We start from the raw sequence: 12023 nt of genomic DNA on the forward strand, positions 1-12023 counted from the left end.
AAAGTTAAAACGCAGGTAGGACAACAGTTTTTGGAGTTAAGTAGTAATAAATATTTTTTGTCTGCCTTAGATCAAACACTGTCCTTATGACTGAATTTTAATGTATGATCAAAGATATTAACCCCGCCTTTTACTCCAAAATCCAAGGTTGTGACCGGGTAGGCAATCGAGATGTTTTCATGTTCAAATCGCTTCTTAATATTCATAATAATCTCACTCATGGCATGTTGAAAATCATCATTACTCGTAAACTTAATCCAAAACCTCAATTGAAAATTATAGGTAGCATTTCCGATCTCGGTGAAATAAAAATCAATCTGCTCGTCAGGCGATAAGTTGTTTATATTTTTTACTTCATCTAACGCGACTTTTCTGACCAGTTGCAAATCATCACCATAAGAAACGCCGCTTTCAAGCACAATCCGCCTCTTGCCAAAAGTTGAATAATTGATAAACGAAGAACGGTAAATTATTTGATTAGGGATGTACACTTCTTGTCCGCGGATGGTTTTAACAGTGGTAGTCACCCAACTTACATTTTGAATAACGCCGTAATTACTATCGATTTCAACCCAATCTTCCTTTTTAAACGGCTGTTGCAGCTTTAATAACAGGCCCGCAAAAAAATTAGAAGCGATATCTTTAAACGCGAAGCCCGCTATGATCCCCACTATGCCGGCTCCTGCCAGCAAATGGGTAAGCATTTGCTCCAATTTCAGGATTTTCAGCGCCAGGAAAATGCCGGATAAAATGAAAAAAAAATAAATTACCGAGCCCACGATTGCGGCCATTTCAGGATGAACCTTTATGGATTTCGAATACACTTTAAGGCTTATTCGTTTCACGAATTTTGCTAACAAAAAAGATATGACAAAGACAAAGATTGCAAAAAAAAGACTTGGCAAGCGCTGTAATACATTGTCTTTCCAGCCATACCAGATGGGTGCCGTATATTCCATTAACTCGTTCATAGAAAAACTTCTTAAAAATTAAAAGTTAGCTTGATTCCGTCAGACACCATTCCTGTTCCAATGATGGCCAATATAAGGCCCATCAACTTCCCGATAACGGCAATAATGTTAGCCCCTACTTTTTTGACAATAAAATCGCTCGCTGAGAATATAAAATAAGTAATAACAATCATTACGGCAAAAACGCCAATCACTATGGCCATATGCATCATGCTGGCATTTGTAACATAGTTCATTGCTGTCACAATGGTGCCCGGCCCTGCAAGGATGGGAATAGCCAAAGGAGAAAGGGCCATGCTATCAACGTCCGGGGCAACCGCATTAGTATGAATTTTAGATTTTTGAGACATCAGCATCTCAAAGCCCACATAAAAAATAAGAATACCCCCGGTAATTTTAAAAGCAGGAATGGTAATGCCGAAAATTTGAAAAATATACTTTCCGCCGATTATGAAAGCAGTGACGATTAGAAATGCGGTTATAGTGCCGGCCGCAGCTATTTTCTTTTTATTGGCTGCATCCTGGCCCTCAACCAGCCCCAGGAATATAGGTGTATTTGCGATGGGGTTCATAATAGCAAAAAAGCCCATGAAAACACTTAAGGCAAAATGTAATAATTGTCCCATGCTTATTTTTTTTAGCTGCTTATTGCCCAGAGCTACCAACTAACTTCCTATAACACGCTGGGTTTTGCATCTCCATTGAATTTCAGATATGACCAACGCACCATCGCTTTTCTCTTATTTGCCAAATGGCAAAGTATTTTCCAGGATAAAAACCAAACTTTTTAGGTATTAAGCCTTTTCGGATCGTGCCTTTTTACTTTGATTTTTACATATTTGGATGCTGGCATATTACTTTCTTTTACAACATTATTCACCGATACCAACACATTCGTCTCCGGAAAATAAGTAACCGTATTGCGCTCCGGTATAGGATAAGCAACAATAATAAATAGTGGGGCCACCCTTTCAATCCCATCATCATAATTAAACAAATCCACTTTATCTCCCGGCTTGAACCCGGCGCTGTCCATATCTTTTTGATTCATGAAAATCACCCTCCGTTCATTAAAGACACCCCGGTAACGGTCGTCCTGCCCGTAGATAGTGGTATTGAACTGATCGTGGGTGCGTGTGGTAGCCATCAGGTATTCGTCGCTGTCCAGCATATTGTCCGGGAGCGGGGTTACTGTAAAAAGCGCTCTATAATCGTATTTTTCTACAAACAGCTGTGCATCACGGGCAGCGTTGGGCAAATAAAATCCGCCCTTTTCTCTTACGCGCCTATTGTACTGATCAAATCCAGGAACGCACTGCTCAATATCTGCCCTAACTGCGTCGTAGCTATCATGATAACGTTGCCAGCCCACAGTCGACCCTGGCCCAAATGTTGCCATCGCCATGCGACAAACAATCTGCACCTCACTTATCAGGTCATCTGAGACAGGCTTCAGCACGCCCTTAGAATGCTGCACAACTCCCATAGAATTTTCCGTGGACACCATTTGAGCTTCGCCGTTAACAACATCGATATCGCTGCGCCCGTAAGTAGGCAGAATAATAGCCTCCTTGCCGTGAACGAGGTGCCCTCTGTTTAATTTAGTGGAGACGCAAACCAAAAGATTGAGTTGCCTCAAAGCCTTAGCGGTGTAACCCGTATCTGGCGTGGCAGACAAAAAATTCCCACCCATACAAAATAGTACTTTTACTTTTCCGGCAGCTATGGCTTTAATGGTGTTAACGACATCGTATCCATGTTTTCTGGGCACCTTGAACCCGTAGTATTTTTCGAGACGATCGAGCTGATCTTCCGTTGGCTTTTCGTCGATGAGCATCGTTCGGTTACCCTGCACATTACTGTGTCCCCTCACCGGACAAACCCCTCCACCGGGAATACCGATGCTTCCTTTTAGCAAAAGGATATTTACCATTTCCCGGATCATATCTACACCGTTTGGCTGCTGTGTGAGGCCCATTCCCCAACAAAAAATAATACGCTTTTTAAAAGCGATCATTTGGGCTACCTCGTAAATAGCCATGGGTGAAAGGCCGGCCTCAAATGCCAGGTTTTCCAAAGTATACTTCCCGAACTGCGCAAGAAATTCTTCATAAAAGACCGTCTTCTCATTGATGAACTTATGGTCGAACACTTCGCCCGGTGAGGTCTTTTCAAATTCCATCAACAGTAGTTCAATCGCTTTTAAAAAAGCCATATCGCCATTTATTTTGACGGGCAGGTATATATCAGCGAGCTTATCGCCCTTCCCTAACACACCGGAAATTTCCTGCGGATTTCGAAAAGCCATTAATCCTGCTTCAGGTAGCGGGTTTACGGCGATGATTTTTGCGCCATTCTTTTTTCCTTTAGCCAGGGCGCTCATCATTCTCGGTGCATTTGTGCCCGGGTTTTGCCCAATGACGACGATCACCTCTGCCTGATAAAAATCCTCGAGTGTCACTGTCCCTTTGCCGATTCCTATGGTAGATCGCAACGCGGCGCCGGAAGTCTCATGACACATATTGGAACAGTCGGGCATATTGTTGGTGCCGAGCTCTTTTGCAAAAAGCTGATATAAAAAAGAGGCTTCGTTGCTGGTTCTGCCAGACGTGTAAAAGGCAGCTTCATGGGGGCTGCTTAACCCATGGAAATGGGCCGCTATTTTTTCGAAGGCCTGCTCCCAGGAAATCGGCTCGTAGTGGGTACCATTTTTCGGTAAAAACAGCGGCTGCGCCAACCGCCCCAGCTTGCCAATTTGGTAGTCACTGAGTGCTGATAATGCGACAACAGGATTTTTGGAGAAAAAATCAGCCGTCAGTTTTTTGGCTGTGGCTTCTTCCGCCAAGGCTTTGGCTCCATTCTCACAATATTCGGCCACAGACGAACGATCGTCATCCGGGTCGGGCCAGGCACAACTCGGGCAATCGAATCCAGTAAACTGATTCATTTTCGCTAATGCAAAAACACCCCTGAAAACAGCCCTTTCCTCCAGTAAATCCTTAAAAGACGCTATGACCGCGGGCACGCCGGCGGCCCAAACTTTTGGTGGCTTAACCTGCAGGTGTAGCAGCCGCACAGGATTTTCAGCATCCGGTTGGCCGTTTCCATGCGGATGGTCATATCCGCTTTCCTTATCCGGCAACTGCCCATTTTTTTCCATAAAACAATTTCAAAGTTTAGCGTTATACATATCAGCCCGGTGTAGCCAGGGCTTGTCATTTAAAATATCCGCTGCATTTACCCTTTAGGTCTTCAACTACAATCGCTCCCAATGCGATTTTGTCGAATTTTCTTTTAAGCCAGAGACTGCATCTATGGCTCTTGGGAAATGCGCACAAACCGGCTTTGATGATAAATATTAAAACTGTCTTTTTTAACGAAGCCTAAAAGTGTAATATCTGATTCCCGAGCCATCGATACCGCTAATGTAGAAGGGGCGCCGATCATAGCAATCATCGCAATGCCCGCCATCGCAGCCTTTTGTATGAGTTCGAAACTTGCACGCCCGCTGAGCACCAAAATTTGATCTTTTAGCGGCAATTCATTCTCTATAAAAGCCGCTCCAATTAGCTTATCGAGCGCATTGTGCCGGCCCACGTCCTCCTTTAGTGCTATTAATGCTCCGTCAATAGTAAAAAGGCCGGAGGCATGAATACCCCCAGTCGTCAAAAACTCATGCTGCGCCAACCTTAGTTTTTCAGGAAGCGAGCCAATCACCGCCTGTTGAATCACTTTCATGTCCTTACTTAAACTTTTAAAAGGGCTGACGGCCCTGATCGAGTTGATCGAAGCCTTCCCGCAAACACCGCAGCTCGATGTGGTATAAAAATTCCGTTCCGACCCGGATAACTTTGGCACTGCGGACTCCGCCAACGTTACTAAAACAATATTCTCTTCCACAGAAGTAATTTTATTGATCTGGTCGGAATTGCTAATTATGCCCTCAGTAAAAAGAAAACCAAGGGCAAGGAAATAGTCGTTGCCGGGCGTTCGCATCGTTACAGCAAGCGAACGCTGCTCCCATTTTTCGTTCACTACGTACCGTAATTTTATTTCCAAAGGTTCTTCTACCGAAAGATTATCCAGGAAATCACCGACAGTCGCGCCGCTCACTTTCCGAATGGGTACTTTTTCAACTGCCGGTATTTTTACGTCGCGCATAATTGCCAGGGTTTTGAAGTTTAGCTACCTCTAAAATAAAAATAATTTACATAGGTGCCTCGATTCATTTCCTCGCCTATCCTATAAAACAAAAAAGGCATCGCTGGCGAAGAGCTGTCTTTAAAGCATAAAAACCCGCATCCTGCTGATCAAAAAATCAGGCAATAAATTATCTTTATGGCTTTTTGCCATTTGGTTACGAATTGGGAACATATAATTGCTGGCGATAAAGAAGAATATGCCAAAACGTATTTATACTTATTTGACCGCTTTTTCAACTATGGCTTCAAATTCACCCGGGATGCGGGATTGGTTGAAGACGCCATACAGGAAGTGCTGGAAAAGCTTTGGACAGACAGAAAAAAACTAAAACGCGTTGCGAACCCCGCAGCCTATCTTTTCACCAGTTTCAGGAACGAACTTCTGCGAAAAATTAAAAGCCCGCCGGCGCTTCATCTCGATGATACCCAACCGGCCCCGGTCGTATTCGGACACGATGCTGTTCTGATCGGGCATGAGCAGGACGACCAACTTCGACAGCGCCTCCAGCAAGCGGTAGATCAACTTTCGCCGCGGCAAAAAGAAGCCATTTTCCTACGTTTCTACGAAGGCTTATCTTATGAAGAAGTAGCCGGCATACTGGGTATCACGCATAAAGCTACTTATAAGTTGATGGCACGTGCCCTTTCGGAACTTCGGAGCAAAATGGGCCTGCCCCTGGCCTCCATCCTGATGCTGTTACAGCACCATGCTACCCTGCCCACATCTTTTTAAAAAAAGTTTTTTGTTGGTGGGGTAATTTTTATGCTTTTCTACTCATTTATCATATAACGCGATGCTGTCAAAAGAAAAATACAGGAAGTATTCAGTTCAGGAACTTATATGCGATGAAAGTTTCCAAAACTGGATTTATAAAGCCGATCCGGAAAGTGATGCTTTTTGGAAAAGCCTGGCCCTGGAAAGCCCTCAGCAGGAAGCTTCCATCCGGCTCGCGTCCGACTTGTTGAAAAGTATTGCTTTCCGGGTAGACAAACCGGCCGATGGCCGTGCAGCTGCGTCGCTTCAGCAGACGCTGGAGCGAATCAATTTTAATGAATATTTTAAAACACGGGCGGCTGAAGAGCCGACCTGGCGCCGCATTTGGAAGATAGCGGCAGCGCTGCTTCTGATTGCAGGGATTGCCTCCGTTTTGTGGTGGCTCGCTGGCGGAAAGGCAGGGAAAGAAGTGCTTTCTACCGCTTTTGGCGAGATTGATACCGCTCGTTTACCAGACGCCTCCATGATCATACTCAACGGCAACTCCCGTATTTCCCGGGCTGCGACCTGGAAGGCTGGTGCCCCACGGGAAGTCTGGCTGAGCGGCGAAGCCTATTTCGACGTCCGGCACCTGACCCCGGCGGGCGCCTCCGAAGCACAGCCGTTTAAGGTGTATGTCGGTCCTCTCACGGTGGAGGTTTTGGGCACAAGGTTCAACATCCGGCAGCGGAGAAGCGAAATAGCGATCGCCTTGCTGCAAGGCAGCGTCAGGCTTTCCTCCCCGCAGCAGGATGGCCCGATTGAGATGAAACCCGGCGACCTGATCCGGTTCGACACCACCACAAAGCAACTGATTAAGGCCACTACAGATACCGAAAAAATCTCGTCCTGGACGCAGAAAAAGCTGATACTTACCAACCCGACGCTACGGGAAATCTGTTCCTATCTCGAAGATATTTATGGCAAAAAGATCATCCTCGGCGATCCCGCACTTGGGGCGAAAAAGGTAGAAGGCCCGATACTGTTGGATTCCCTGGAAGACGCCTTATTTATATTATCAACAGTTTTAAACGTAACGATTGTAGAAGAACAAAATACTTTAATAATTAGAAGCAAATAATTATTTCTCATTCAAAAATTGCATATGAAAAGAAAACTTCCTGATGTTTTCGTTGGGCTATTAGTACTCGGCAGCCTCCTGACGACAGCCTTGCCCGCAAGCGCCCAGGCCCCGGCCAAAAAACGGCCCCTGGCAGCTGTCTTAAAGCAAATTTCAAAAAATTACAACGCAGAGTTTGTGTATAATCCTGCTTTGCTCGAAGGCAAGGCAGCCGCCTATGACCCCGCCGAAGCCCGCGGCAGGAAGCTGGAGGACCTGCTCAAAGCAATACTCTATCCTCACGACCTCGTATTTTTATATGTGCGGTCGAACTATTACACCATTGTCTCCCGAAATCAGATCGGTGATGTTAATGGGGCGGCCCCAACAGGGACAACACCCGCGCCAGCTAACAACAGCCAGGATCAGCAACTGATACGCGGTAAAGTTGTCAATGAAAACAACGCCCCCCTCGCACAGGCCACTGTTAACATCAAGGGAACCTCAAACAGCGTGCAAACAGCTGGCGACGGGTCGTTTGCGATAAGATCAATCAACCCCTACCCCACGTTGATCGTTTCTTTTGTGGGCTATACCGATCAGGAAGTTTCTGTCACGGGAACAGCGCCGGTCACTATTCAGATGACTATCAAAAGCGAGGCGATGGAGCAGGTTGTTGTTGTGGGTTACGGCACACAGCGAAAAAGTGATGTTACCGGCGCCGTAGTGAGTGCCAATCTCGAAGATTTTAAAAACGCCCCCAACGCCAATATCGCGCAATCGCTGCAAGGCACCGTGCCGGGTTTGAATATCGGTCAGGTGACCAGCGCCGGCTCCACCCCATCCATCAACATAAGAGGGGCGAATACTATATCGGGCAATAATAGTGTTTTGATCGTGTTGGATGGCGTGCAATATAATGGTTCGCTCGAATCGATCAACCCTGATGATATTGCCTCGATCGATGTGCTCAAAGATGCCAGTGCGACCGCCGTGTATGGGGCGCAGGCGGCCAATGGCGTATTGCTGGTCACTACCCGAAAAGGCAGGAAAGGGCAGCCTCGTGTTTCCCTTTCTGCATCCTATGCCACGCAAACGCCCACGGTATCGCTGCGGCCCATGCGATATGCCGAATACCTCGATCATGTGCGTCAACTCTATTACAACGAAGCTTTTCTTGCTCCCGGCTACACACAACCTAACCCCGACTTTGACCTGGCCGCCAAAATAGACGCCACCATGAAGGACGAGGAAGGCCGGATTGTAACCCGCGAATTTGACTGGTGGGACGAAGCCACCAATCCGGGATTTATCAACGATAACCAGCTCAGCATTTCCGGCGCCAGCGACAAGGTCAACTATTTGCTGTCGGGCGGATACACCAACCAGTCTGGTTTTATTATCAATGATAAATTTAAGCGCAAGAGCCTGCGCATCAACCTTGAGTTGCAGGCCACAGACTGGTGGAAAATCGGCGTGCAATCATTTGGCTCTTTTGTGGATAAGGATGGCGCCGAGCCGCGCATGTCTTCCATTATCCAACAGTCGCCATTGATTACGCCCTACGACGAACAGGGTAATTTGAAGCCTTTCCCTTTTAACACCAACTACAGCAACCCCTTTTTAACGTATGATGTAGAAGATTATGAACGCCATAATTACTTGTTTGCTAATTTATACTCCGATATGAATATCCCTTTCATCAAGGGGTTGAACTACCGGATCAACTTCGGTAATAATTACCGGATCAACGAGGCCAACCGGGCCAGCGAATACGATGCCGGCCTGGCGGGCGGCGCATCTAAGGATTTTAACACTTATTATGATTACACGTTCGACAATATACTCACTTATAAAAAAGCATTTGCAGCCCATGATCTTACGGGTACGCTGCTCTATGGTGCTATTGAAAGAAAGAACAGCTACACATTGGCCGAAGCCACCGGATTTTCGCGCCTCACCCTTGGGTATAACAGCCTGGAACAGGGTACCAACCAGTATACCTCCTCCAACGCCTGGCGGGAAGCGCTGAGCTACCAGATGTTTCGGATCAATTATAAATATGCCAACAAATACCTGTTGACGGCCACTGTTCGGCGCGACGGCTTTTCGGGCTTTGCCGCCAATCATAAATACGGCTATTTTCCCTCGGTCGCATTGGGGTGGGTAGTTTCCGAAGCCTCCTTTTTCAAACCCTCCTGGGTGCGGTTTCTGAAGCTACGCGCCGGCTATGGCATCAGCGGTAATCAGACTTCCCGATACAATTCACTTTCCCGTATTTCGAGCCAGGCTTCCTATGTTTTTGGCGACGGCGGGTCGACCCTTTTCGGGCAGCAGGTCAACTCGCTACCCAGCCCCGATCTGCGGTGGGAACGCACGGCCGGCCTCAATATCGGCGTTGATTTCCGGCTTCTCGACGACCGGCTGAACGGCGCTATCGACTATTATAACAACCTGACAAGCGATTTGCTGTACAGCGTAAATATCCCCGGCATTACCGGCTTTAGTTCAATCAACAGCAATGTAGGCGAATTGCAAAACAAAGGCCTGGAGCTGATGCTCACTTCCCGCAATGTCGAAACGAAAGATTTCCGCTGGGGGTCGACGCTTACCTTTTCGCTCAACCGGAATAAAATTAATAAGCTGGTAGGCCTCGACGCCGACGGCGACGGCCGGGAAGATGATCTCGTAGCGAGCGGCCTGTTTATCGGCCATTCCCTTAATTCGGTTTTTGATTATCTGACGAATGGTATCTACCAGATAGGCGACAGCCTCCCTGCCGGCTACTATCCCGGCAACTACCGTGTCGTTGATCGCGATCAGAATGGCGCCATCAATCTCGACGACAGGGCCGTTATTGGCACCCGGGATCCTGCTTATCGTGTGGGATTGCTCAATAATTTCGAGTATAAAGGCTTCTCGCTGAATGTGTTCTTTAATGCGATACAGGGGGGCAAAAACATGTATCTGGGCGGCAATTCGCCCACCCGGGTGCGCGACGATAATGCGATCCGTTATAACTATCTGGAGGGAATTGACTACTGGTACCCGCTGAACCCCGGCGGGAAATATGCCCAGTCGCTGGTAGCCGGCACCCTGTCGCCGACCGTTTTCGAAAGCCGGAGCTTTATCAGGCTGCAGGATATTTCTCTTTCGTACCGCATCAAAGGCGGCCTGATGGAACGCCTTCGCATCCAGAATTTGAACGTGTATGTCAGCGGCAAAAACCTCGCCACCTGGACCCGGTGGGACGGCTGGGACCCGGAAACCAATCAGGGCCTGACCATCAACGGCCGCCCCGTTATGAAAAGCTATGCCGCAGGTATTAATCTCACCTTTTAATTTATTGTCATGAAAAAAATACTGAACCTGTTGTTGATCATGCTGCCCCTGTCCTACTCGTGCAGCAAAACCTTCCTGGATGAAAAGCCGCTCGATTTTCTGAGTTCAGAAAACGCCTTTATCACGTATAATGACTTCAACGCTTCTATTTATAATCTTTACGACCTCGTACGAAGAGAGTTTTACAATGGCGGCGAGCGGCGCCCTTTTGATTATATGTATGGTACCGACCTGGTTTATGACGGCCAACCCTCGCTGGAACGGCATACCAATATGATCGCGGCTTATGCGCCCACCGGCGGCCTCAACATTCCTTTATACCATTGGTCGGCCCTTTATAAAATTGTCTCCGAGGCCAATACGGTGCTCAGCCGCATTCCAGCCTCCTCCATGACTGACGAACAAAAAGAGCTTACCGAAGCCAGGGGGCGCTTTTTCAGGGCGCTGGCGTATCGGACGCTGGCTTACCTTTACGGCGGTGTGCCGCTGACTCTCGAAGAAGTGCAAACGCCGAAAACTGATTATACAAGGGCCAGCCGCGACGCCGTATACGAGCAGGTGATCGATGATTTAAAATACGCCGCGGACCACCTGCCCGAGATTACGGCAGTGCAGGATGGAGAAATCAGCAACCTGGCGGCGCTGCACCTGTTGTCGGAAGTATATATCGCACACAGGCAATACCAGCCCGCTATAGATGCTGCATCAAAAGTTATCGGCAACAGCGCTGTTGGCCTCATGCAAAGCCGCTTCGGCAGCAAGGCCAACCAACAACCTGGCGACGTATATTATGACCTGTTTCAACAAGGCAATCAAAACCGCAAATCGGGCAACACAGAAGGCCTATGGGTCATTCAGTTTGAAACAGATGTTCTGGGCGGCGCCCAACTGTCTTCGGCGATTGCCGGATCTTATATGCAGGAAAGGCATTTTGCCCCGCAATTTCTAAATCTGCGTGTTTCGGGCGCAGGGTCTGTATCTCCGATCCTTTATCCCAGAAGCGATCTGTCAGGCGGCAGGGGCATCGGCTGGGGCATCAGCAGCACTTATTTTAGCGACAGCATCTGGCAGGACGATTTTGATAACGACATCCGCAATGCCAACCACAACTTTGTTAGGGAATTTAAGGCTACGAACCCGGCTTCCCCGTTGTTCGGCCAAACCATTTCTACAAAAACGCCGCCGCCGGGGGTGAAAGTGCCCAACCGTTACCTCTATGCCTTTCAGTCGAAAATAACAACGCCCGGCGACCACCCGGCCAACCTTTTTCAAAACCAGTCGCAGCTGGTACTGAAAGCTACTGCGGGCGGCACCTATGCCGACCAGTATTTTTTCCGGCTGGCCGAAACATATTTATTGCGGGCAGAAGCCTACCTCGGCGCCGGCCGCCCGGAACTGGCCGCAGGTGATATCAATGTAGTGCGGGCCCGGGCCCATGCGGCGCCCGTGAGCGCCGGCAGGGTCACACTCGATTATATCCTGGATGAAAGAATGAGAGAACTCGGTGTGGAAGAAAAGCGGCGGCTAACCCTTATGCGCCTTGGCAAATGGTATGACCGCGTGAAACGTTGCAATCCATACTACAGCGATGCAACGCCCACTTATAATCTTTGGCCTATCCCTGCTGCCGAAATTGAGCGCAATACCAGCGGCGTCCTGGAACAAAACCCGGGCTATGACAACTAATCATCTAA

General features: G+C 47.9%; 8 protein-coding genes. 4 read left to right on the forward strand and 4 right to left on the reverse strand.

Annotation, left to right across the window (positions count from 1 at the left end; genetic code table 11):
* Window positions 1-71: 71 nt before the first annotated feature.
* The 4 genes from ABDK00_RS09285 to fdhD form a co-directional block, all read right to left on the reverse strand.
* Window positions 72-845, reverse strand: a complete 774-nt coding sequence (locus ABDK00_RS09285; protein WP_346238319.1) for a mechanosensitive ion channel family protein — start codon at window positions 843-845, stop codon at window positions 72-74.
* 137 nt (window positions 846-982) lie between these two features.
* The gene (locus ABDK00_RS09290) at window positions 983-1597 is read right to left on the reverse strand and encodes a MarC family protein (protein WP_346238318.1); all 615 of its coding nucleotides are present in this window, start codon (window positions 1595-1597) and stop codon (window positions 983-985) included.
* A gap of 161 nt (window positions 1598-1758) precedes the next feature.
* Window positions 1759-4131 (reverse strand): FdhF/YdeP family oxidoreductase, encoded by a 2373-nt coding sequence (locus tag ABDK00_RS09295; RefSeq protein WP_346238317.1) that lies wholly within the window; start codon window positions 4129-4131, stop codon window positions 1759-1761.
* Window positions 4132-4283: 152 nt separating this feature from the next.
* Window positions 4284-5132 (reverse strand): formate dehydrogenase accessory sulfurtransferase FdhD, encoded by an 849-nt coding sequence (gene fdhD / locus ABDK00_RS09300; protein WP_346238316.1) that lies wholly within the window; start codon window positions 5130-5132, stop codon window positions 4284-4286.
* Between the two features lie 177 nt (window positions 5133-5309).
* On the opposite strand from fdhD, the gene ABDK00_RS09305 reads away from it, so the two are divergent.
* The 4 genes from ABDK00_RS09305 to ABDK00_RS09320 all read left to right on the forward strand — a co-directional run bounded on the left by ABDK00_RS09305 (window position 5310) and on the right by ABDK00_RS09320 (window position 12015).
* Window positions 5310-5906, forward strand: a complete 597-nt coding sequence (locus ABDK00_RS09305) for an RNA polymerase sigma factor (RefSeq protein WP_346238315.1) — start codon at window positions 5310-5312, stop codon at window positions 5904-5906.
* A 61-nt stretch (window positions 5907-5967) separates the two neighbouring features.
* Window positions 5968-7008, forward strand: coding sequence for a FecR family protein (locus ABDK00_RS09310; protein WP_346238314.1), 1041 nt, complete (start codon window positions 5968-5970; stop codon window positions 7006-7008).
* 24 nt (window positions 7009-7032) lie between these two features.
* Window positions 7033-10329, forward strand: a complete 3297-nt coding sequence (locus ABDK00_RS09315; protein ID WP_346238313.1) for a TonB-dependent receptor — start codon at window positions 7033-7035, stop codon at window positions 10327-10329.
* A gap of 9 nt (window positions 10330-10338) precedes the next feature.
* Window positions 10339-12015 carry a RagB/SusD family nutrient uptake outer membrane protein gene (locus ABDK00_RS09320; RefSeq protein ID WP_346238312.1) on the forward strand — a complete coding sequence of 559 codons (1677 nt, stop codon included), beginning with the start codon at window positions 10339-10341 and terminating at the stop codon, window positions 12013-12015.
* Window positions 12016-12023 lie beyond the last annotated feature (8 nt).

Source organism: Niabella insulisoli (genome assembly GCF_039652435.2).
Lineage (GTDB): Bacteria > Bacteroidota > Bacteroidia > Chitinophagales > Chitinophagaceae > Niabella > Niabella insulamsoli.

Excerpts from the sequence above, each read along its gene's own strand:
- ABDK00_RS09310 (WP_346238314.1), top strand. The coding sequence starts at position 5,968 with ATGCTGTCAAAAGAAAAATACAGGAAGTATTCAGTTCAGGAACTTATA.
- ABDK00_RS09290 (WP_346238318.1), bottom strand. The coding sequence starts at position 1,597 with ATGGGACAATTATTACATTTTGCCTTAAGTGTTTTCATGGGCTTTTTT.
- ABDK00_RS09295 (WP_346238317.1), bottom strand. The coding sequence starts at position 4,131 with ATGGAAAAAAATGGGCAGTTGCCGGATAAGGAAAGCGGATATGACCAT.
- ABDK00_RS09320 (WP_346238312.1), top strand. The coding sequence starts at position 10,339 with ATGAAAAAAATACTGAACCTGTTGTTGATCATGCTGCCCCTGTCCTAC.
- fdhD (WP_346238316.1), bottom strand. The coding sequence starts at position 5,132 with ATGCGCGACGTAAAAATACCGGCAGTTGAAAAAGTACCCATTCGGAAA.
- ABDK00_RS09315 (WP_346238313.1), top strand. The coding sequence starts at position 7,033 with ATGAAAAGAAAACTTCCTGATGTTTTCGTTGGGCTATTAGTACTCGGC.
- ABDK00_RS09305 (WP_346238315.1), top strand. The coding sequence starts at position 5,310 with ATGGCTTTTTGCCATTTGGTTACGAATTGGGAACATATAATTGCTGGC.